General features: G+C 60.4%; 23 protein-coding genes. 5 read left to right on the top strand and 18 right to left on the bottom strand.

All coding sequences use genetic code 11. The features are described from left to right. Nucleotides 1-34 precede the first annotated feature (34 nt). Nucleotides 35-934, bottom strand: coding sequence for a DMT family transporter (locus tag ACI2KB_RS09595; protein WP_404633783.1), 900 nt, complete (start codon nucleotides 932-934; stop codon nucleotides 35-37). Nucleotides 935-1,305: 371 nt separating this feature from the next. On the opposite strand from ACI2KB_RS09595, the gene ACI2KB_RS09600 reads away from it, so the two are divergent. Further along, nucleotides 1,306-2,178: a helix-turn-helix domain-containing protein gene (locus tag ACI2KB_RS09600; protein ID WP_404633785.1), complete on the top strand. Its 873-nt coding sequence runs from the start codon at nucleotides 1,306-1,308 to the stop codon at nucleotides 2,176-2,178. A gap of 34 nt (nucleotides 2,179-2,212) precedes the next feature. Here ACI2KB_RS09600 and ACI2KB_RS09605 read toward each other — a convergent pair whose 3' ends face one another. The 6 genes from ACI2KB_RS09605 to ACI2KB_RS09630 all read right to left on the bottom strand — a co-directional run bounded on the left by ACI2KB_RS09605 (nucleotide 2,213) and on the right by ACI2KB_RS09630 (nucleotide 8,802). Continuing rightward, on the bottom strand, nucleotides 2,213-4,555 hold the full coding sequence (locus tag ACI2KB_RS09605) for a TonB-dependent siderophore receptor (RefSeq protein WP_404634351.1): 2,343 nt from the start codon (nucleotides 4,553-4,555) through the stop codon (nucleotides 2,213-2,215). Between the two features lie 316 nt (nucleotides 4,556-4,871). Next, nucleotides 4,872-5,867 (bottom strand): FecR family protein, encoded by a 996-nt coding sequence (locus ACI2KB_RS09610; protein ID WP_404633787.1) that lies wholly within the window; start codon nucleotides 5,865-5,867, stop codon nucleotides 4,872-4,874. Beyond that, nucleotides 5,864-6,472, bottom strand: a complete 609-nt coding sequence (locus ACI2KB_RS09615; protein ID WP_404633789.1) for an RNA polymerase sigma factor — start codon at nucleotides 6,470-6,472, stop codon at nucleotides 5,864-5,866. Before ACI2KB_RS09615 ends, ACI2KB_RS09610 begins: the two co-directional genes overlap by 4 nt. 7 nt (nucleotides 6,473-6,479) lie before the next feature. Beyond that, nucleotides 6,480-6,812 carry a DUF3325 domain-containing protein gene (locus tag ACI2KB_RS09620; RefSeq protein WP_404633791.1) on the bottom strand — a complete coding sequence of 111 codons (333 nt, stop codon included), beginning with the start codon at nucleotides 6,810-6,812 and terminating at the stop codon, nucleotides 6,480-6,482. Further along, a complete protein-coding gene (locus ACI2KB_RS09625; RefSeq protein ID WP_404633793.1) occupies nucleotides 6,812-8,458 on the bottom strand; it encodes a PepSY-associated TM helix domain-containing protein in 1,647 nt (548 codons plus the stop codon). The genes ACI2KB_RS09620 and ACI2KB_RS09625 overlap by 1 nt, the downstream gene beginning before the upstream one ends. Then, on the bottom strand, nucleotides 8,455-8,802 hold the full coding sequence (locus ACI2KB_RS09630) for a DUF3649 domain-containing protein (RefSeq protein WP_404634353.1): 348 nt from the start codon (nucleotides 8,800-8,802) through the stop codon (nucleotides 8,455-8,457). Before ACI2KB_RS09630 ends, ACI2KB_RS09625 begins: the two co-directional genes overlap by 4 nt. Nucleotides 8,803-9,272: 470 nt before the next feature. Here ACI2KB_RS09630 and ACI2KB_RS09635 point away from each other — a divergent pair, with 470 nt between their 5' ends. Then, on the top strand, nucleotides 9,273-9,692 hold the full coding sequence (locus ACI2KB_RS09635; RefSeq protein WP_404633795.1) for an HPF/RaiA family ribosome-associated protein: 420 nt from the start codon (nucleotides 9,273-9,275) through the stop codon (nucleotides 9,690-9,692). A 459-nt stretch (nucleotides 9,693-10,151) separates the two neighbouring features. Beyond that, complete coding sequence (locus tag ACI2KB_RS09640) at nucleotides 10,152-10,484, top strand: DUF3509 domain-containing protein (RefSeq protein WP_404633797.1); 333 nt, start codon at nucleotides 10,152-10,154, stop codon at nucleotides 10,482-10,484. Nucleotides 10,485-10,594: 110 nt separating this feature from the next. Here the strand turns inward: ACI2KB_RS09640 and ACI2KB_RS09645 are convergent, their stop codons facing one another. Further along, nucleotides 10,595-11,032, bottom strand: a complete 438-nt coding sequence (locus ACI2KB_RS09645) for a phosphate-starvation-inducible protein PsiE (RefSeq protein ID WP_404633799.1) — start codon at nucleotides 11,030-11,032, stop codon at nucleotides 10,595-10,597. Nucleotides 11,033-11,306: 274 nt separating this feature from the next. Here ACI2KB_RS09645 and ACI2KB_RS09650 point away from each other — a divergent pair, with 274 nt between their 5' ends. Then, nucleotides 11,307-11,579, top strand: a complete 273-nt coding sequence (locus ACI2KB_RS09650; protein WP_404633801.1) for a YebG family protein — start codon at nucleotides 11,307-11,309, stop codon at nucleotides 11,577-11,579. Between the two features lie 221 nt (nucleotides 11,580-11,800). Further along, nucleotides 11,801-12,835 (top strand): alpha/beta hydrolase fold domain-containing protein, encoded by a 1,035-nt coding sequence (locus tag ACI2KB_RS09655; RefSeq protein WP_404633803.1) that lies wholly within the window; start codon nucleotides 11,801-11,803, stop codon nucleotides 12,833-12,835. 287 nt (nucleotides 12,836-13,122) lie between these two features. Here ACI2KB_RS09655 and argH read toward each other — a convergent pair whose 3' ends face one another. The 10 genes from argH to pdhA form a co-directional block, all read right to left on the bottom strand. Then, nucleotides 13,123-14,550 carry an argininosuccinate lyase gene (gene argH, locus ACI2KB_RS09660; protein ID WP_404633805.1) on the bottom strand — a complete coding sequence of 476 codons (1,428 nt, stop codon included), beginning with the start codon at nucleotides 14,548-14,550 and terminating at the stop codon, nucleotides 13,123-13,125. 163 nt (nucleotides 14,551-14,713) lie between these two features. Beyond that, a complete protein-coding gene (locus ACI2KB_RS09665; RefSeq protein ID WP_404633807.1) occupies nucleotides 14,714-15,466 on the bottom strand; it encodes a putative DNA-binding domain-containing protein in 753 nt (250 codons plus the stop codon). Continuing rightward, entirely contained in the window at nucleotides 15,463-16,305 is an 843-nt protein-coding gene (locus ACI2KB_RS09670; protein ID WP_404633809.1) for a DUF692 domain-containing protein, read from the bottom strand. Before ACI2KB_RS09670 ends, ACI2KB_RS09665 begins: the two co-directional genes overlap by 4 nt. A 74-nt stretch (nucleotides 16,306-16,379) precedes the next feature. Next, nucleotides 16,380-16,661 (bottom strand): hypothetical protein, encoded by a 282-nt coding sequence (locus tag ACI2KB_RS09675; protein WP_404633811.1) that lies wholly within the window; start codon nucleotides 16,659-16,661, stop codon nucleotides 16,380-16,382. A 53-nt stretch (nucleotides 16,662-16,714) separates the two neighbouring features. Next, nucleotides 16,715-17,491, bottom strand: coding sequence for an alpha/beta fold hydrolase (locus ACI2KB_RS09680; protein WP_404633813.1), 777 nt, complete (start codon nucleotides 17,489-17,491; stop codon nucleotides 16,715-16,717). A gap of 62 nt (nucleotides 17,492-17,553) precedes the next feature. Beyond that, nucleotides 17,554-17,994 (bottom strand): DoxX family protein, encoded by a 441-nt coding sequence (locus ACI2KB_RS09685; protein ID WP_404633815.1) that lies wholly within the window; start codon nucleotides 17,992-17,994, stop codon nucleotides 17,554-17,556. Beyond that, nucleotides 17,994-18,269, bottom strand: coding sequence for a DUF2282 domain-containing protein (locus ACI2KB_RS09690; RefSeq protein WP_404633817.1), 276 nt, complete (start codon nucleotides 18,267-18,269; stop codon nucleotides 17,994-17,996). Before ACI2KB_RS09690 ends, ACI2KB_RS09685 begins: the two co-directional genes overlap by 1 nt. Before the next feature lie 405 nt (nucleotides 18,270-18,674). Further along, nucleotides 18,675-19,781, bottom strand: a complete 1,107-nt coding sequence (locus ACI2KB_RS09695) for a dihydrolipoamide acetyltransferase family protein (RefSeq protein WP_404633819.1) — start codon at nucleotides 19,779-19,781, stop codon at nucleotides 18,675-18,677. Between the two features lie 18 nt (nucleotides 19,782-19,799). Next, nucleotides 19,800-20,801 carry an alpha-ketoacid dehydrogenase subunit beta gene (locus ACI2KB_RS09700; RefSeq protein ID WP_404633821.1) on the bottom strand — a complete coding sequence of 334 codons (1,002 nt, stop codon included), beginning with the start codon at nucleotides 20,799-20,801 and terminating at the stop codon, nucleotides 19,800-19,802. Then, nucleotides 20,791-21,891, bottom strand: a complete 1,101-nt coding sequence (gene pdhA, locus ACI2KB_RS09705) for a pyruvate dehydrogenase (acetyl-transferring) E1 component subunit alpha (RefSeq protein WP_404633823.1) — start codon at nucleotides 21,889-21,891, stop codon at nucleotides 20,791-20,793. The genes ACI2KB_RS09700 and pdhA overlap by 11 nt, the downstream gene beginning before the upstream one ends. Between the last annotated feature and the right edge of the window lie 89 nt (nucleotides 21,892-21,980).

Below are 21,980 nucleotides of genomic sequence, written 5' to 3' on the forward strand. Positions count from 1 at the left end.
ATCGTTCCCACGCAGAGCGTGGGCACGATCATCTTTACGCCAGTTTCGCGGCCACAGGCACCGCCGCCTTGGGCTTCCGGAACACCAGCACATTCCCCACCATCACCAACACCAGCCCCATCAGCGCAGGCAGGGTCCACTGGTAACCTTCGGCATACGCCGAGACGTTCAACGCCACCACCGGGAAAAGCACCGTGCAGTACGCTGCGCGCTCAGGCCCCATGCGGCCCACCAGTGTCAGGTAAGCGGTAAACCCGATCACTGAACCCGGAATCACCAGGTACAGCAGCGAACCGATGTAACGCGCATTCCACTCGAACGCGAACGGTGTGCCGCTGATCAGGCAATACGCGCACAGCATCGCCGCGCCGTACAGCATGCCGTACGCATTGGTGGTCAGCGGGCGCAAACCGGCCTTCTGTTGCAGGCTCGACAGCATATTGCCCGCCGAGAAGCACAGTGTACCGAGCAAGGCCAGGCCCAGGCCGATCAGCGTCTCGCGGCTGGCGCTGTGCCCTGACAGTTCAGGCCAGAACAGACACCCCAGCCCCAACAGGCCCAGCGCGCCGCCGGTCAGCACGTTGCGGGCGACTTTCTGTTTGAAGAAGACCCGCGCGTTCAGCGCGTTCCACAGCGTGGCCGTGGAAAACACCACCGCCACCAGCCCGCTCGGGATCCAGCGGCTGGCGGTGTAGAAGCACATGAAGTTGACGCAGAACAGGCAAAGCCCCTGCGCCAGACAGATGAACTGCCCGCGACGATTGACCTTTTGCAGCTTGCCGCTGATCAGCAGCATCACGAACAGAATCAGCGCCGCCAGCCCGAAGCGGTAAACAATGGACACCGGAATCGCCACCTCGCCCAGTTGCAGCTTCAGGGCGATCCAGGTGGTGCCCCAGATCAGGACGGTCAGCAGATACAGCGAGATGTTCATGGCAGGCTCCTCATTGAGGCCCCAGTCTGAGCGCGGCCGGTGAACGTCACTTGCAAAAACTTGCGCATTTGATCGCCGTAGCGCTGGCAGCAGGCGCGCTACGGAGTAGGATGCGAGGCACGGAAAACCGATGCCGCCTGTTTCCCCTTTGGGATTCTATGGTGGCTGGTCAGCCTTTTTCGCCACCAAGGCGGCTCCCACAGTGATTGCGTCGAATCCAGATTTTTCGTTCGACGCTGAACCTGTGGGAGCCAGCTTGCTGGCGAATGCGATCTGTCAGCCAACTCATTCGTAGCGGACTCACCGTATTCGCCAGCAAGCCGGCTCCCACAGAAAGCAGTACGCCGTCGTATAGTCGCAACGAGACCGCCATGCCATCACTCGAAACCATCCAGGTCTTCCAATCCCTCAACAGCTCGCCCCACGCGCAGCTGGAGCAGAGTGCATCCCTGGGCGACGGTGTGGTAGCTGCCTTGTGGAACAACCGCCACGACTCGCAGGACTATCACGCACCGACCCACCACACCCTGTCCTGCTACATCGGCGGCGGAACCGGCACTTACCGCCGTGACCAGCCAGACCGCAAAGGCGCGCCAGACAAGCTCTGCGTATTGCCTGCCGGGCATCAGTCGTCGTGGGTGATCAATGGCGATATCCGGCTGGCGCATCTTTACATCAGCCCGGAACAGTTCGCACTCAACTGCGTCACGTTGCTGGACCGCGAACCTCGGGAGATGGCGCTACGGGAAGACACCTTCCTCGACGATCCGCTCCAGGCCGAGCGTTTCCATCGCCTGATTCGCATGAACTGGAACGAGCCGGGGGAACGCTTGCAAACCAGCAGCCTGGCCCACGAACTGCTCGCTCACGTGGTGCTCAATCAGGTCGGGCTGCGCGAGGGTCTGAAGCTGAAGGGCGGTTTGGCGCCGCATCTGCGTCGTCAGCTAGTGGAGTTCATCGAGCTGAACCTCGCCGAGCCGCTGAGTCTTGGGCAATTGGCGGGGATGTGTGCGTTGTCCGAGTACCACTTTGCGCGCATGTTCCGCGAAAGCTTCGGCCTGCCGCCACACCAGTATTTACTGGCTCGACGCATGAACCGCGCCCGCGAATTGCTGCGCACGACCCGTCTGGCTTTTGGTGAGGTTGCACTGGAATGCGGGTTTGCCAGTGCCAGCCATTTCAGCAACACGTTCAAGCAGGCGATGGGCGCGACGCCGGGGACGTATCGGTTGGCGTTTCAGTAGGCCAACACGCGCTACTACAAAGATAAAGCGCTCTTCAAAACTCCAGCATCGTCGCCAACACCACCTGCCGCGAATCCCCCACCGAAACGAAATACCGGCTCACCGCCGAGCTGTAATAGGTTCGGTCGAACAGGTTGTTCACGTTGAGCTGAAACTTGACCTTCTGCCCGTCCAGCTTCGTTTCGTAGGTCGCGAAGGCATCGGCGACGGTGTAGCCCGGCAAGGTGAAATCGTTATCGGGGTTACCCGCCCGATCGCCCACGTAGTTCGCCCCGGCACCCAGTCTCAACCGATCGCCGCCCGATACAGCACCCACGTCATACACCGCGGACAACGATCCGCTGTGCCGTGGGACGTTTTGCAGGCGATTGCCCTTCAACGTCGGGTCTTCCACCACCCAGGCATCGGTGAAGGCATAGCCGCCGATCACGCTCCAGCGCTCCGACAACTGCCCGCTCATGTCGAGTTCCAGGCCCCGGGAGCGCACTTCCCCGGCGGTGGTGTACACCGTGTTGCTCGTCAACGAATCGAAGTTGGCGACCAGCACGTTACGTTTCTTGATATCGAACAACGCCAGCGTACCGCTGATGCCGCTGTTCAGATCCCACTTCGCGCCCAGCTCCCAGGCCTTGGCCTGCTCGGGCGGAGTGCCCGAATCCAGTACTGTGCCGCCCGTCAGTGCGGCAATGCTGGAGTTGGGTTTGAACGACTCGGTGTAACTGCCATACAGCGACAGCTCATCGTTATAGCGATACACCAACCCCGCCCGGGGAATCCATTTTTCGCCATTCAGATCCGTGTTGCGGGTGAACGGAATCCCCTTGCCCGCCTGCTGATCGAACCGTTGATAACGCGCCCCCGCCACGAAGATCCACTGATCCGTCAGGTGCACCGAATCCTGAAAGAACAGCGAGTCACTGCGCAGGATGTCCAACTGATTGCTGTCCGGTGCGCTGACCTGCGTACCCTCCACTTCCTGACCGTAAACCGGATTCAGGTAACTGAACGTGGTCAGGCTCTTTTGCCGGATCAACTCACCGCGATAGAACTTGCGGTATTCATCGTCGAGGCCGAACAACAAATCGTGCTGCATGCCCGCAACGTCAACGCTGCCGTTGAGCGTCAGGGTGGTGAAGCGGTCGGTACTCAGGGAATTTCCGGTGCCATCCATCGAACGGGTCAGCGTGCCATTTTCCGCGTTCACGGCCGTTATCCGCACCTGGCTGGCGTCGTAGGTTTCGCGGTTGTAGCTGTAACCCAGATGCCCCTTCCAGGTGTCGTCGAACTGATGATCGACTTCGAGGTGGTACAGGTCCGAACGCCCTTCCATGTTGTTGAACGGCTCATCGAGTCTGCGAGTGGCGGGGATGTTCAGCGGGTGATTAGTGACCGGATCGATAGCCGTGCCCCGGTCGAACGGCGAGAGAAACTCCCGATGCTCGTAGCTGGCGACGATTTGCGTGGCGTCGCCGTACCAGGCCAGTGACGGTGCCACCAGCGACTCGCGATGCACGCCGAAATTGCGCCAGTAATCTTCGTCCTCATGGTCCACGATCAGCCGATACGCCAGCCCTGAATCGCCCAATGCGCCGGTACTGTCGAGGGTCCCGCCGCTACCGTTTTTTCCCGCCCCGTAGCTCGATCCTCGGGCCGTCAGCGCATTGTACGACTGCAACTCCGGGCGTTTGCTGACCACGTTGACCACCCCGCCTGGGTCCTGAATGCCATACAACAGCGAGGTCGGCCCCTTGAGCACTTCCACCCGTTCCACCGTCGCGTTGAGGCTGCGCCCCTGCACCACCGGCATGCTGTCGCGCATGATCGAGCCGTCGCGGTTGTCGCCAAAGCCGCGCTTCATCAGGGTGTCCTGAGTGCTGCCCAGTGTGTTGCCTTGGGTCACGCCGCTGATGTTCCTCAAGGCGTCATCGAGATTGCGCGGGGCTTTGTCCCGCAGGACTTGCGCGGGCACCACGCTGACGAATTGCGGGTTTTCCAGCGAGGGGGTCGAGGTGCGCATGACGGAACGGGTAGACGGCGGCTGCCAGCTCTCGGAAGCGTTACGCTTTGAGTCGATCTGGGTCAGCCCCAACAAAATAGCGCCGTCACTCGATGCCGGTTCCAGCGTGAAGGTGTCTGGGGTCAGGCGACGAAATCGCAGCCCCGATGCTCCCAGCAATCGCCACAAGGCCTGCTCGGCTGTGAACGATCCTTTGATGGCCGGGGCTTCGACGCCATAAGGGGCGTCCTGGGTGTAAATGACGCTCTGCCCGGTGATGCGACTGAACTCGCTCAGGGCCTGAGGCAAGGGTCGGGCAGGCATCGAAAAGTCAAAAGCAGGCTCCGCCGCCTGAACGCATGCGCTCCAGACAGTGAACATGGAAATGCCGAGCCAGACTTTCACCCTGGAAAACCTCTTAATATCGATCTCAGGCGCTTGAGACGAATACACTCCCTTTGGGAGGTTCTATGTTGGCTGGTCAGTCGCTTTCGTCGGAACGCCGCCCGCACCAAGGCGGCTCCCACAGAATCAGCGTCAATCACAAATCCAGGGTCCAACACGTATCACGGTGGGAGCCGGCTTGCTGGCGAAGGCGTTATGTCAGCAGCATAAACGTTGACTGACACGCTGCTTTCGCCAGCAAACGGAGCGCTGCCCGGCCGTCTCCCACAAATCAGCCATCCACCGCAATCACTTAACGGATGACAATCACCCGCCCCAGCGCTTCGTACTGCTCAAACCCCACCACCGATTTCAACGCGGCCAGCACCGCCACCGGATCTTTGCTGGGGAAACTGCCGCTGACCTTCTTCGCCGCGAGTTGATCGTTGAGCACCACGATGCGACCTGGGTAATAACGGCTCAGGTCGTTGATCACATCCGCCAGCGGCGTGCGGTAGTAATTCAGCCAACCCTGACGCCAGGCCAACTGGTTTTCGCTGTCGACGGGCTGCGGATCGGTGGTGCGGGTCTGGTCATAGCTGACCCGCTGCCCCGCCGTGAGAATCTGTTGCGGCAGATCAGCGCCCGCCGTCACGCCCACGCGCCCGGACAGCACCGTGACCTGTGCCCCTTGAGGCTGCAGACGCACTTCGAACTGGGTGCCCAGCACGCGGGTTTCACCCTGCCCGCCATCGACCACGAACGGCTCACCGGTATGGGTGACCTGAAAGAACGCCGCGCCTCGACGCAACTGCACGTGGCGCTCGCCGTTGGCGAAGTGCACGGCAATGGCGCTGTCGGCGTCGAGGGTCACTTGGGAGTCATCCGCCAGAGTCACGGTGCGCACCTGCCCCGGCGCGGACACGTAATCCGCGCCCACGTCGTCGATCCAGCGCTGCGGCTGCCAGCCCAGCCCCACGCCAATCATCATCACCAGACACGCCGCCATCGCCAGCGCCGCCCCCCATCGAGGCAGGGAGCGCTTTGGTGGCGCGTCCATGGCTTTGAGCAACGCGTCGAGGGACGCCGACTCTTCGGCTGCCAGTTTCGCGGCGGGCTCTTCGCTCATCTCCCAGATCACCTGGGCCTGCGCATACGCTTCGGCATGGGCCGGATCGGCCTGCAACCAGCGGCTGAAACGCGCCTGATCAGCCGCGCTCGGTTCGTCATGCAGCAAGCTCAGCCAGCGCAGGGCGGCATCGTGTTGTTCGGGGCTTATCATCGGGATCGGGTCCGTCGGCGCTTTCATCGACGAACGTCCTCGGACTTCGCACGAAAGGGAATCACCCGCGCGGCGTCCTGATCCAGACTCGCCTTGCAGGCTTGCAAGGCGCGCATCATATGTTTTTCCACCGCGCTTTGCGAAAGCCCCATGGCCTTGGCGATCTCGCCGTACTTGCGCCCGTGAATGCGATTAAGCAGAAAAATCTGCCGCGTCTTCTCGGGCAGCCCACGCAGCGCCGCTTCGATATGGCGCAGATCGTTGCTGGCCTCGACGGCAGCCTGCGGCTCGTCGTTGCGCAGATCATGCTCGTCCGGCATCAGCTCTTCATTGAGGCGCGCACGTGTACCTTCGGTGCGCAAATGATCAATGGCGATATTGCCCGCGCAGCGCAGCAAGTACGTGTTGAGTTCTTCGACCTGCACCAGCGGACGCCGCCAGAACCTGACGAACAGGTCCTGCACCAGATCCGCTGCCGTCGCACGACAGCCCACACGGCGACTCACCAGCGCTTCCATTTGCGGGCGTTGCGAGAGGAACACTTTCAGAAAATGTGCGCGTGCCGCCTTCGGAGCATCGGGGTCGGCGTCGACAGAGGTCGAGGTCGAGGTCGGAGGGGTGAGGTCGATCATGTCAGGCTCAGGCCAGAAGTTGAATGCAAGCAGCGACCGGCACGAGAAGCACGCCGATTCCTGCCAACGACAAGGCCAGCCTTGGCCAGTAAGACATCACAAAAACCAGCACCACCGCGCTGACCATCAGCGCAGCGGACCATTGCACCAGCGCCTGCCCGATACTGAGCGACACCCTGGCGATCCAAAGCGACGCCAGCAGCGCGGCCCAGCCGATCAGCCTCAGCCATTTGCCACGTGAGTCGGACAACGCGCCGCCCACAATATCCTCATAGTGGCGGCTCATCGACAGGCACAGGGCCGTGAAACCGACGTAGCAGAGCAAGGTGGCCAGAAACATCAGTTGGCCTCCCGGGCTTCAGCAGCAGGACTGACGCCATCGCGAGCAAGCTCACTCCTACAGTTTTGGGCCAGGACACTGTCTTTCATACGACGCGAACCTGTAGGAGTGAGCTTGCGCGCAATAGCGATTTTGCCCTCCCCACGAAACCTGAACGCGCCCCACGCCAGGAAAATCCCCGTCGCCAACGCCGTCACATCCAGCGCTGCCAAGGTCATGTACCCCTGTTTCAACGACGCCAGCAGATAACTGCCTGCCGTCAGCATGTCCAGAATCGGCAGCGCGCAATACAGCAACGCGGCGAGGTTCAGTTGCTCGCGCCACGCGGTGCGACCGTCGCGGAAAAACACCCGCGCAAAGCCATGCAGCAACGCCGCGCCCCACACGTAGAAAAACACCTTCACTTCCCAGTCGCTGCGCGCGGCAAAACTCATCGGCAACAACCGATTGGCCCAGAAGAAACTGATGATCGCCAACATCAACCCCGACATGCTGGACACGTTCAATGCTTCCACCAGCCGCAACTCAAAGGGCATGACTCCGGATTTGGCGTGCTTGAGCTTGCGTTTGCCCAGCCAGATCACCAGCCCTGTACCGATCATCGCCGTGCCGCCGATGCCCGCGAAGAAATATAACCAGCGCAGCAACGGCCCCGCGAAATGCCCCATGTGCAATCCGTAAAGCCCACCGGCCAGCAGCAGTGAAGCCGCGCTCATGGTGCTCTGATCTTTCAGCGCGCCGCTGACGCCATCGAACACCAGCACGGTGCCTGGCTCATTGGGGATGTGATCGGCGCCATGGCGCGTCAGCGTGACCGACGCACTGGCGCTGCCCGGATTGTTCACGGTGATCAGGCCGACGCGACTGCCGGGCCATTTGTCTGCGGCGATGTCGAACATCGGCGCGATCGGTGCCATAGGCGCCCGCTCAGCGGCGGCAGGCACGGTCTTGAACGCCGGAAACAGATCCTCGAAAAAACCCTGCGTGTTATTGCCATACGTCGTGAGAATGCTCACCGGCATAATCATCGTCATGAAAATCACCAGGCTGCTGTAGGTGATCATCAAGTGAAACGGCAACACCAGCACCGCCACCGCGTTATGGCCGTCCAGCCAGGTGCGCTGGCCTTTGCGCGGGCGGAAGGTGAAGAACTCCTTGAAGATTTTCTTGTGGGTGATGATGCCGCTGATCAGCGCGACGAACATCACCATCGCGGCCAGCGACGCCAGCCAGCGGCCCCAGGGATAGGGCATCTGCAACTGGAAGTGGAAACGGTAGAAGAACTCGCCACCCATGCTTTCGCGGGCTTGAACCGGAGCGCCGGTCAGCGAGTCGAGCGATTTGTCTTCAAAAGCGCCTTTCGCGGTGGTCCAGCTCACACCCAGCTCTGGGGTGCGTTCGTCCGGCAAACGGATGAACCAGCGTTTGGCGTCAGCGGCATTCTGTTGCAGCCAGTTCTGCGCCCGATTGACGCTGTCCGTTGCCGAGACCTCATGGGGCACGATTTCCGGCTGAGTCCATTGGGTGATTTCATTCTTGAAGTACGAAAGCGTGCCGGTCAGAAAAATCGCAAACAGCAGCCAGCCAAATACCAACCCGGCCCAAGTGTGCAACCAGGCCATCGCCTGACGGAAGCCCTCTTTCACAGCAGCCACCTCGCACTGGCGTAAACCGCGCCGAGCACCGCGCAGGGCAACAACAGGCCGTACCAGGCACGCCACGCCGTGCGGCAGGCAAAACACCAGAGCACCGCTGGCAGATAAACCAGAAACGACAGGGTCATCGACAATACTGCTGCTTCAGCGCGAGGCAGCGGCAGAAATTGCGCCATGCACACACTGGCCAATGCAGCCAGCAGGTAACCGCCGATCAAGGCAGCGGCCACGCGAGAGGCCACCGCCAAACGCACGCGCAAGCAAACGCCGCCGCGCTTTTTCGCACACTTTGCCCGCTTCTCGGGCACGGGCGCGCTCACCGATGCAGCCTCCATCACGGGCGAATCCCGAGGGTAGCGCAGGTGTTTTCGCAGCAGCTTGAGCGAATCGGCATGGCGGTGATCTTCTTGAAATCAAACAAGCGGACAGGCCCGGTCCGTAGCCTGCAAACAAAAGAATGCAATATTAATGATAAATATTCTCATATGCAAAAGAGTCTGACCGAATCCCTAGCATTTATTGGCTCATCTCGACGGCGTTTACGTGCTCGACGAGTCGAGTCCGCTGCTGTCCGGCTTCGACGTCTTTCACCACGGCCGCGCAGCTGACTGCGGGACCAGCCCCCTTACAACGGCGCGTGCGATGCTGCAAAAAGATTTCTGCAATGAAATATTTCTTTCGTTTGGGGGTTGAATTGTTTTTCGATCGGCGCCAACACTGTGCGTGAGGGCAGACGAAAATCCACCTTCGTCGAATCCCTCGCTAGCAAGCGCAAGCCCGAGCAAGCCAAAGTAAGGGAAGAACTATGCAAATCCAGGTCAACAGCGATAACCACATCGAAAGCAGCATCCGACTGGAGGAGTGGGTACGAACCACCGTTGAAAGCACGCTCGACCGCTACGAAGAAGACCTCACCCGCGTCGAAGTTCACATCCGCGACGAAAACGGCGACAAGCCCGGCCCGCATGACATCCGCTGCCAGATGGAAGCCCGGCCAAAAGGACACCAACCCATTTCCGTGACCCACAAGGCCGATTCGCTGGATCAGGCCGTAGACGGTGCCGCGCTGAAACTCGATCACGCGCTGGATCACCTGTTCGGCAAACTGCGCAGCAAACGCGGTGGTGTGTACGCCATCAGCAACGCCCGCAGCCGCACTACGGAAGACCCCGACGCCCTGCTACAGGAAGAATTCCTCGAAAATGATCAGGCACGGCACGGCTGATTTGGCTGGCTGACCTCAGCGACTGATCCAGACAACAAGGGCGGGCCTGTGGAGACAGGCCCGCCCTTTTTTGTGTCCTGCGATAACAGACTCGTGATCCCTGTAGGAGCGCAAACGCGCACACAAATCAGGCAGCCAGCGCAGTAATGGTGCTCACCCGCTACCAAGGCGGCATCTGGCTAGCACTAAAGCATTAATCAAAAACAACAAACCACTTCGCAGTTTTATCGCTGAAAGGATTCGTGATCCTTTTAAAAGCGCCATTTGTCCCAAATGGCCCGAACCCTGCAAGTATCAATGCGTCGAGCCTCCACCTCTGCAGGCCCCGCTTTTCATGGCTCGACGGGCCGCTGACTCATACACCCGATGCAGATCGACTGCTACCGTCCATCCAGCGTCAAGAACTAAAGGGACTAACCCCAAGTCAACTTATGCAGATCGATAATCAGGTATCAGGCCATGGACAATCCTTTTCAACAGATCACTGATGCGTTTCACCCAGACTACCGGGTCAATTTGAGTATCCAGGGCCTCGACGGCACCATCATGCTGACGCTCTCCAACGAGTCAGGCGTGGTCGCCAAACGCTTGATCAGCCCCGAGCAACGCAATTCACCCAAACGTCTGCGTCGCTTGATCGAAAGCGTGCAATTCGGCATTGCCATCGAACAGGGTCACAGCGCGATCAAAATTCTCGCCGCCATGACCGATGGCGACCTCAAACAACTGGCCCCGCCACCGGCGCGCAACGAAGCGTTCATCAATCGCCCACAGTTGAACGTCGGCATCTGAACAGCAGCCCGCTAAACCGAATGCTCCCCACATGACGCGAAACGAAAGGAGGCGACTCAATGAATCGCCTCCCCTTCGCAGCCCTCTCAAGATTTCTAACGTCAGCCCCTTCAATCAGCCTTTTCTTTGACCGAAGGAAACCGGGCAGAGGCGTACCGCACGACCAGAATTGAAACAGAAAGCAGCACCACGCCCCCCGTCAGATAAAGAATGCCCTCATCTGGCGACTTGTGGTGCGACACATCACTGATCAGCAGACGGATCAACGCCGTTACCCCGATGTACAACAGAAACCTGAGGGGCATGTGATTGGTGCGGAAGTAGATGCCGCTCATCGCCAGCAATTCCAGGTAGATGAACAGCAGCAAAATATCGTCAACGCTGATTTTGTCCTGATGAAGCATTTCGACGAACGCTGTAATACCCGCATAGACGGTAATGGCGCCGATGCCGAACAGGGCAAGGTAGTGAAACAGCTCCACCCCAAGGTTGCCGAGACTGTTCGCTCCGGCATGTAGCCTGATACGCATCCGGTCTGCCCATTTCATCCGTTTTCACTCCCCACAACTGGTCGTTTCGTCAAAAGAACTGCATTTTCGCTGCATTAATAAAGCCATCGGCTAGGGTTGAGAACGTGACCGGTTGTCGCAAGTCACGGCATTGGCGTTGAAAATGAATGTGAATTGCCACTATTCAGACTGCGTCGATTCCCTTATGCTGCGCACTGTATAAATACACAGTAACCACAATGGTTTTACTGTTGGCCACCAGGCCCCGCCTCGCAGGGCCAACCTCACCACTGCATACAACGACGAGGCCAAAATGGCTGTTGAAACCCTTTACCGCAGTACCCGCGATTTGGAGACTACGTTCGTGGACCGCAAACTCGCCGATGCGCATGATCAAATGCTTGAGCTGGCCGAGCTCCTCACCGACGTGCTGATGAAGAACGTGCCGGGTCTGTCCGAAAAGCATGCAGAAGACGCGAGTATTTACATGGCCAAGAACCGCGCCGTGTTCGCGGCAGCGTTCAAGAACAACGCCACGGCCCTGAACGAGCTTTCCAATCCTGGAGAGGTCGACAGCGAGAGCTGATTTGCCCCCTTCAAAACGACCTCCCTCGGGAGGTTTTTTTATGGGCGAAAAACAGCGAAAGCAATAGTCCCCAAAAGAGAAACAATGAGTCTCCATTTACCCTAATTGTTCCTTCGAGGATTAGTCCGTAAATTTACTCCCAAGCCAGCCAAGACACAGCGAAGACGCTGACAGTGGCGACCCAAATTTAAAGACCCAATCGAATCCGAAGGAACATGAAAATGACTACTCGCACTCTGAAAACCATCAAGAAAGCCGTAACCGCCACCGTTCTCGCCCTGTCCATCGGCAGCGCTTTCGCCGCTGAAACCGCAGTGCCTGAGCACCAGACCCAAGCGTTTCTGAATGCGCTGGCCGCTGGCGGTGGTCGCCCACTGGAGCAACTGAGCCCTAAAGACGCTCGGGCCGTTCTGACCGGCGCGCAGAACTCGGTGAAAGTGGACATGTCGGGCATTCAGGTCAGCGACAAAGTGATCAAGGCTGACGGCCAGGACATCAAACTGACCATCGTGCGTCCAGCCGGGGTCAAGGGTGAGCTGCCAGTGTTCATGTTCTTCCACGGCGGCGGCTGGGTACTGGGCGACTACCCGACTCACGCCCGTCTGATCCGTGATCTGGTGGTCGGTTCCGGTGCAGTGGCGGTCTACGTGGATTACACCCCATCGCCTGAAGCGCACTACCCGACTGCGATCAACCAGGCGTACGCGGCAACGAAATGGGTCGCTGAACATGGTAAAGAGATCAACGTCGACAGCTCTCGTCTGGCAGTAGCGGGTAACAGCGTCGGTGGCAACATGGCGGCGGTCGTGGCCCTGAAAGCGAAGGAGCAAGGCACACCGAAACTGCGCTTCCAGTTGCTGCTGTGGCCTGTGACGGACGCCAACTTCGACACCGGTTCGTATCAAGCGTATGCGGAAGGCCACTTCCTGACCAAAAACATGATGACCTGGTTCTGGGACAGCTACACCACCGACGCCAAACAGCGCGCCGAGATTTACGCCTCGCCACTGCGTGCAACCACCGAGCAACTGAAAGGCTTGCCACCTGCTCTGGTACAGACCGCTGCACTGGACGTGCTGCGTGACGAAGGCGAGGCTTATGCCCGCAAACTGGATGCCGCCGGTGTCGATGTGACCGCCGTGCGCTACAACGGCATGGTTCACGACTACGGCCTGCTGAACCCACTGGCCAACATTCCAGAGGTCAAGGCTGCGATGCGTCAGGCGGCCGGTGAACTGAAAGCTCACCTGAACTGATCCATCCGGTAACGAAAAAGCCCGCGAAGTGATCTTCTGATCCTTCGCGGGCTTTTGTCTTTTTGCATTCTCCACCCGTTGGCCAGCCACGGATGAGCTGACTGACGGACCGCCTTCGCCACCAAGGCGGCTCCCACAGATTCAGCATCGGACAAAATATCTGAATCCCATGCAGCCTTTGTGGGCGCCGGCTTGCTGGCGAAAGCAGTTGCCCAGCCAACATAGAAGCTCCCGAAGGAATGGCGTCCTGACAGTGGCTACTCTTTGCAATGGGCGCCCACCGAAAATCACCCCCTTGGCCCGGCGTACGCCAGCGCCCATTTCTCCTGCACTTGCAACTGCGCCTTGAACCGCTCGATCTGTTCGGCCACGCGAACCGGGGAGGTGCCGCCCCAGCCGCTGCGCGCGGCCAACGCCGCTTCGAGTGTCAGGCAATCGAGCACGTCTGGCGTCAGCCGCGCATCGGTGCGAGCCAGCATCTCGGGGGTGAGCTGTTCCAGTCCGATGTCTTGCGCTTCGCACAATTGCACCAACTGCCCGGTAATCTCATGGGCTTCCTTGAAGGGCACGCCGCGCATCGCCAGCCAGTCCGCCACTTCGGTCGCCAACGTAAAACCCAACGGCGCCTGGCGCAGCATCTCGTCTTTACGCACTTTCATCGTCGCGACCATACCCGCGAACGCTGGAAGCACCAAATGCAAGGTTTCCAGCGTGTCGATGACCGCGTGTTTGTCTTCGCTCAAGTCGCGGTTATAAGAAAGCGGCTGGGCCTTGAGCACCGCCAGAATGGCGGTCAGCGAACCGATGATGCGCCCCGACTTGCCCCGCGCAAGTTCAGCGATATCAGGGTTCTTTTTCTGCGGCATGATCGAGCTGCCGGTGGCGTAGCCGTCGTCTAGCTCGACCCAGCGAAACTGCCGCGAGGTCCACAGGCAGAATTCCTCGGCCATGCGCGAAATGTTGATGCCCAGCATGCTGCTGCAAAACAGAAACTCCGCAACGTGGTCACGACTGGCGACCGCATCAATGGAGTTTTCGCACGGCCCGGCGTAACCCATTTCAGCCGCTGACTGTTGCAGATCGCGCGCAATCGCCGAGCCTGCCAACGCCGCCGCGCCCAACGGTGACAGGCTGAAACGCTTGTCGAAATCCTGTAGCCGCTGAATGTCGCGATGAATCGCCTGGGCGTGAGCCATCAGATGGTGAGCGAAGACGATGGGCTGCGCCTGCTGCAAGTGGGTGAAGCCCGGCGCGATGGTGTGGAGGTGTTGCTCGGCCTGCCCGACTAGCGCTTTTTGCAGCTCAAGAATGGCCAGGGTCAAGCGGCGCACCTGATCGCGCAGGTACAAGCGCAGGTCGTTGGCGGACTGGTCATTGCGTGAGCGACCGGCGCGCAGCTTGCCGCCCAATGCGCCGAGACGTTCGGTCAACAAACGCTCGATGAAGGTGTGCACGTCCTCGTCCGCCGCAATGGGCTGGACCTTGCCGGCGGCGAAGTCAGCGTCGATGGACGACAACGCCTCGATGATACGTCGGGTTTCGCCCGCATCGAGCAGGCCTGCGCGTTGCAACTCGTTGGCGTGAGCCTTAGACCCGGCCACGTCGTAGGGCGTCAGACGAAAGTACGCAGAGGGTGAGCGTGAAAGATTGGCCATGGCTTCAGCCGGGCCAGACTTGAACCGCGCCCCCCACAGGCGCTCGGTAGCATCAGACATTTACCTTCTCCGTTGTCACGTTGAGTGCGAAATCGCGAACGTTGAATCGATCACCGGAGAGGGATCCTAGGAAAATTCAAAAGGGGGGCAAATGTTTCAAATGGCAAGTCTACTTACGCAAACTGGAAACCTGCCGGACCGGTCAAGCCCATCGAGCAGCGCCTCACGCCTCTTCGACGCCGACAATCAGCTCGCTGCCTAACCAGTTCGCCAGCAGCGCACCCGCTTTGGCCACGCCCTCCTCTTCCCCAAGCCGGGCAACGAGCCTTTCACACAAGCCCATGAAGCTGGCGTCGTCCTGAAGCTGAACCAAGGCGGCGTACTCCAGTGCATCGACCTCTCGCAGACGTGAAGTGAACTGTCGCCGCCAGACCACCAGTCCGCCTTCCTCAGCCAGCATTTCGCTCTCCGGTGGCGTGCGTTCTTCGCACAGTGCCGACCAGATCGCCTCGACGTTGGTGGTCATCGTATGCACACGCAGCGACGGGGTGAAACGCAAGCGAGCGTGGTCCCAATCGAGTGTCGCCAGCGCGTCCAGCGCCAGCGGTTCGGCATCACGGGCCACGAACGCCTCACCCAAGGCCTGCTCGATCCACGCCAATTCGTGCACATCGGGGTTGTCGGGAAAACGCCTGCCCAACGTCTCGCCAAACGACTCGGCATACGCATCGAGGGTCCAGGCATGAGGCGGATGGCCGTCGATGTGGGCGATGGCGGTCTGGCGAAACTCGTCCTCGCCCAGCCATTGGCGCAATTGCGGGAAAGCGTGCTCCAGGCAACTCACCAATTGCGCACGGTAGTTGTTCTGGTAGACCGCCAGCCCTGCGGCGTCGTGACAGCTCAGACGATCGGCGGCATCTTCGGACGCATCGACCAGCCAGGATTGAAAATCGCGCTGCATCTGAGCCAGTGTCATGCCACATCCCCCATGCGACGACGGGTTTCGGCCACGCCCAGATGACGGGCGATGGACAGCTCGTCAAGCAAATCGGCCAACGGCGGAATGTCGTCGTCGCGCTCAATCATGGTTGCCACCGGCCCCAGAAGCGAAATGGCCTTGGCGTACAACTGCCAGACATCCGGACACACCGGACTATCGTGGGTGTCGATCAGCAAATCGGGACCCTGGCTGTGGCCCGCCAAGTGGATCTGCCGCACGCGCTCGGCAGGAACGCCGTCGAGAAATGCCAGCGGATCGAAGCCATGGTTGCTGGCGCTGACGAACACGTTGTTGACGTCCAGCAGCAGTTCGCAGCCGGTGCGTCGGGACATCTCGGCAATGAATTCCCACTCGCTCATCGCCGCGTCGGGAAAGCTCAGGTAACTGGACGGATTTTCGAACAGCATCGTACGGCCCAGTGCATCCTGCGCTCGGGAAATATTCGCGCACACCCGCTCCAGCGCTTCCCAGGTGTACGGCACGGGCAGCAGATCGTGGGAGTTGAAGCCGCCAATCCGCGACCAGCTCAGATGGTCGGACACAAACAACGGCTCGATTTCGTCCACCAGAGCGCGCAGGCGCTTGAGGTATTCAGGATTCAGCCCGTCCGCCGAACCGATCGACATCGAAACACCGTGTAACACCACCGGATGACGTTCGCGCACCTGACGCAGAATGTGGCGCGGCTGTCCGCCTTCAATCATGAAGTTTTCCGAGATGACCTCGACGAAATCCACCGGCACGTCAGTTCCAAGAAAATCGCGATAGTGTTCTCGGCGCAACCCCAGCCCATAACCTGAAAAAACCGCTGACATCGTCTGTCCCTCGTTGCTCTTGCATGCGGAATCAATAACGGGCCTGCCGCTTAAACTGACAGGCCCGTGCTCACTTATTTAGGCTCGGTCAAGGTGCCGCCCGCTTTCAGGCATTCGGCCTTGGTCTTGACGATCACGCCCTCGCCCTTGCAAGTGTTCAGGCCTTTGCAGTCGTGCTTGGCCGTGGCGCACAGGCTTTCGCCCTTGCAGCTGTTAACGCCGTAGCAGCGGCCCGGCTTGTTGGCGTCGGCGTCCGCATCGGCGGCCGAAGCCGCAACACTGAAGGACGCCGAGGCCAGTGCGATCAGGGCAGCAGCGGTAGCGAGGCTGAAACGGGATTTGCTGGAAGTGGTCATGCGGGTGTTCTCCAATTGCGTTTTTGAGGTGATTCGTTTGGGTGAAAACGGGATTACTTGACGGCCAGCGCGGCGTCTTCGATGACCTTGGCCACGGCCTCAGGCTGCGAGATGTAAACGGCGTGGCTGGCCTTGATTTCCGTGACTTTCGAACCGGCACGCTGGTACATCCAGCGCTGCAGATCAGGGCTCAAAGCGTGGTCTTCGGTGGCAACGATTCCGTAGCTCGGTTTGTTGTGCCACGCGGCCGCCCAGGCCTGGGTGCCGAAAGTGGCGGCGGTCGCGGCCGGTTGGGAAGCGGCCATGAAGTCGGTGCGATTGCTGGTGAGGTCACCGGCGAAATCAGTGCCGAATTTGCTGCGATCAAAGAACAGGTGGCCGTCGCGAGTCGGGCGCACGTCATCGCTGGGCGACGGCATCGAGGCAATCAACTGGCCCATGCTTTCACCGACTTCCGGTTGCAGCGCGGCGACGTACACCAGCGCCTTGACCTTGTCGCGCACACCCGCTGCGCTGATCACGCCGCCGCCGGAACTGTGCCCGACCAGCACCACCGGACCGACTTGTTGATCGAGGATTTCCCGGGTCGCGGCGACATCTGCGTCCAGGTTGGTGGCGGGCTGCTGCACCACAGTGACCTTGTAGCCCTTGTGAATCAGGATGTCGTGCACGACACGCCAACCCGAGCCATCGACGAAGGAACCGTGAACGATCACGATGTTTTTCGCCCCAATGGCCGGAACCGGTGCAGCCGCAGGTGTGGCAGCGGATGCCCAGATCGGCGCAGCAACCGCCATGATGCCCAGGGCAAGTTTGGAAACAGCACGCATATGACTCTCCAGGGGCCGGTGCGGCCCCACTCAGGTTTCAAGGGTTCGGTTGAACGAAAACGTCAACGACGGGCGGTGCGAAACCGGCCAAAGAACAACTCATCCAGTGACCAGCGACCGGCGCCGTACACCACCAGCGGCAGCAGCAAGCCCGCCCAGGTCAGGTGCGTCGGCCACGCGTTCGGGTACACGAAAAACTCGATCACTGCCGTCATGGCCAGCAGCGCTGCGGCGGCCGGTCGGGTGACGAGTCCCAATACCAGCAGGATCGGAAACAAGTGCTCTGCATAGGTCGCCAGATATGCCGCCACGTCCGTTGGTAAAACGGGCAACGCGTACTCGTACTGGAACAGTTGCAGGGTCGATGGCTTGAGGGTCAACCAGCCGGAGACCTTGGTACGGCCCGACAGGAAGAACACCGCCGCGATCCCGACCCGCGCGACCAGCAGCAACGCACTGGGCGTCGCCGCCCGCAGCGAAGGCGCCAGCATCCAGCCACGCATCACTTCTGTTCCGTCAGCGAGCCGTAGCCCTTGGGTGTCTTGATCGAGGTGCAGGTGCCTTTGTCGACCAGCACCCAGGCGTCACCCTGATAATCCGCAGACGCAGTGGCCGCGCACGAAGTGCCAGGGCCCGCTGCGCAATCGTTTTGCCCAGCCAGCGACACGCCGTAACACTTCTCTTTGGGGGTTGCCTGATCGGCAGCGGAAGCCGTGCCGGCCAGTGCCGTCAGGGACAGCGCGAGGGTTGCCGCGAGGGCAGCGTATTTGCGATTCATGTGTAACTCCTGCTCGTTCGGAATGGGGACCGAATCCGGCATTCTTGCCAGGTCTCAACGTTGAAACCGGCAGCGCCTTTCGGTGAGCAGATTTAATCGCGGGGTTGTATCTCGTCTGTGTCGCAGAGCGGGACGAAGGCTGAACAGATGTATCTCTCGGGGGGCGATACACAGTGCGATACAAAGTCACAGGAAATAAAACCGAATGTGCTGCGTATGGATACGTTGTAGGAGCGCGCTTGCCTGCGATTGCGCAGTGTCAGACAACACCTGTGTGTCTGATCTGCCACCTTCGCCAGCAAGTCGGCTCCCAGAAGGGTTGCGTCTGATCCAGATCGACGCTGAACTGCGGGAGCCGGCTTGCCGACGAAGGCAATGGGTCTGACAACACCATCAGCAAGCCAATTACTCTGGCTTTTCCAAGGCCTCCACCAGCGCCTTGAAGAACCGGGCCGCCTCACCGCCCGTGACCGCCCGATGATCGAAAGTCAACGACAGCGGCAGAATCGGATGAATCACCACCTGTCCGTCCATCGCCACCGGCTCTTCACGAATGCCCCCCGCGCCGATGATCGCTACTTGCGGCGGCACCACCACCGGGTTCGCATAGCGCCCGAACAAGGTGCCGAAATTGGACAGGGTAATGGTCGCGCCCATCATTTCCTTTGGCGGAATCGAACGCGCCTTCACGTCGGCCCGCAAGCGGCTCATGCCCTCTTTCAAGTCTGCCGATTGGCGATTGCCCACGTCGCGCAACACCGGCACGAACAGCCCGTCCGGCGTGTCCACGGCAATCCCCAGATCAAGATTGTCGTGGTGTTTGATCGACAACGACTTGCCGTCGAACCAACTGTTGAGCACCGGTTCCACCTTGCACGCCGCCGCCATGGCCTTGCCAATCCGAATCAACGGATCCCGAGCCGCGCCCCAGCGATGCAGATCGGCATCACCGAAGATCGTCACCGGCACCACTTCGGCATGAGACTTGGCCATGTTCAGCGCCATGCTGCGCCGCACGCCGCGCAGTTTCTCGCCACCGAACCTGTCGCGCTCGGCCTGAGAAGCGGCCTCTACGTCAGCGCGGGTGATCAGACCTGCGCTGCCTGTGCCGCTGAGCGCGTTGAGGTCCACACCCAATTGCCGGGCCAGCTGTCGCACTGCGGGCGTTGCACGGGTCGACATGTGTTCGCGGGTCGAGGGCGCAGCACCGACGAAAAACTGATCGTCCTGACTGCTGCCCCCGCCTTCCAGACGCCCGACCACCGTGCCCGCGTCGCCCTCGCCTTCGAACGCCATCAGCGGTTCGCCAACGTGCAAGATGTCGCCATCGCCACCGTACAGCTTTGCAATTACGCCATCATAGGGCGCGGGAATGTCGACGAGGGCCTTGGCTGTCTCCACGGACACCACCCGTTGGTCAGCCTTGACGGTGTCGCCTTCCTTGACGTGCCACTCGACGATTTCCGCTTCCTGCAACCCTTCGCCCAGATCGGGCAGTTTGAAATATTTCATCGCAAGCCTCCTCGGCCGTCAGGCGAAATTCAGAGCGCTGTCGCACGCGTGAAGAATGTCTTCGACGCTGGGGATGTACAGCTGCTCAAGCCGGTACAGCGGCGGTGGAATGTCCGGCGCGGTGACGCGCTGAATCGGCGCCTGCAAATCCAGCAACACGCGCTCGTACAGGCTTGCAGCGATTTCCCCGCCCAATCCACCGGAGCGCGGCGCTTCGTGAACGATCACGCAGCGCCCGGTCTTGCGGACCGAAGCTTCCAGCGTGTCGAGGTCCAGCGGCTTGACGCAGGCGACATCGATCACCTCCGCCGACACGCCTTGCTCGGCCAGGGCGCTGGCGGCTTGCAAGGTTTCGTGAACGCTGGCGCCCCAACTGACAAGGGTGATGTCACTGCCTTCGCGCAAGGTGAAGCAGGTGTCCAGCGGCAGGCGTTTGCCATCGTCGACGAGGATTTGCGGGTTCATGCGATACAGGCGTGTGGGTTCAAGAAAGATCACCGGATCGGGATCGTCGATGGCCGCCAGCAACAGGCCGTAAGCCCGCGCAGGCGAAGACGGAATCACCACCCGCAATCCTGGCACGTGGGCAAACATCGCTTCAGTGCTTTCGCTGTGATGCTCGGGTGCGCGAATGCCCGCACCCATGGGCGAACGCATGACCATCGGGCAGCTCAGCCGCCCCCGCGTACGGTTGCGCATGCGCGCGGCATGGGATACCAGATGCTCCATCGCGGCATAGATGAAACCCATGAACTGGATTTCAACCACAGGTCTCAGGCCTTGCGCGGCCATGCCGACGACCAGTCCGCCGAGCATGGTTTCCGCCAGCGGTGAGTCGATCACCCGCTTGAAGCCGAAGGTTTCGCGCAAGCCTTGGGTCGCACGAAAAACACCGCCGTTGACGCCGACGTCCTCACCGAGCACCACGACGTTTTCGTCTTCACTCATGGCCCGGTGCATCGCCAGATTGACGGCCTCAAGCAAGCTGAGCTTTTTATCGACGGGAAGGTCATTCGCCATGATGAGCACCTCCCTGACGACGGGCCACGCGCTCCAGAAACCACTCGCGCTGATCGGCCAATGGTGCAGGCCAGCGGGCGTAGACGTGATCAATCACTGATGCCGGCGCCTGATTGCCTGCGCGTTCGAAGTTATCCACAGACTGCTGAACCAGCCCCTGACATTCGGCGATCAACGCCTGTTCACGGCCTTCGTCCCACACCCCTTGACTGGCCATGAACGATTGCAGGCGTTTGATTGGCTCCTCCTGCCAAGCCTGCTTGACCTCATCGGCGGCGCGATACCGGGTCGCGTCGTCAGCGGTGGTGTGATCGCCGAGCCGATAACTCAAGCACTCCAGCAACACCGGGCCTTTCCCTTTGCGCGCTCGCTCCAGGGCGACCTGCATGCGGTCGTACACGGCGAGCATGTCATTGCCATCGACTTGCTCACCGTGAAAGCCAGCGCCAATGGCCTTTTGCGCCAACGTCGGCGCACCACACTGAATGCGCCGGGGCACGGAGATCGCCCACTGGTTGTTGTTGATCACGAACACCACCGGCAACTGCCAGGCCCCCGCGACGTTCAACGCTTCGAGGAAATCTCCCTTACTGGTGGCGCCATCGCCGCAGGTGGTTACAGCGACGCGGTGTTCGCCGCGAATTTTGAACGCACTGGCCACACCACACGCATGCAGGGCCTGCGTGGCGATGGGAACGCACAGAGGGAAATCCTGCGCGACGGCAGGCTCGGCGTAATCGCTGCCCCGCTCGTCGCCGCCCCAATACAGCAGGATTTCTTCCATGCGCACCCCACGCATCAGCTGCACGGCGGTGTCGCGGTAATAGGGAATCAGCACGTCTTCGGGGTGCATCAGACTGCCAATCGCTACGCCGATGGCTTCCTGACCCAGTGTGGGCGCGTAGGTGCCAATACGACCGGTACGCTGCAACGCGACAGCTTTCTGATCGAAAAGCCGTGTCAGGACCATCTGGCGATAGAGGCGGGTCAGCAGGTTGAAGTCATCGGCCCAGTTGGGAAGCGCTCCGGCCAGCCGACCGTCGGGGGACAGATAACGGGTGTACGCAAGATCGATCTTGTTATTGGACATTGCACACTCCTGACACGCGCTGCCGCGCGTGATGGTCTCGACTCGCCACTTGTGGTCGCGAGCTTCAATAGAGCAGCGCCGGTAAGGCA

The organism is Pseudomonas sp. NPDC088444, assembly GCF_044900175.1.
Lineage (GTDB): Bacteria > Pseudomonadota > Gammaproteobacteria > Pseudomonadales > Pseudomonadaceae > Aquipseudomonas.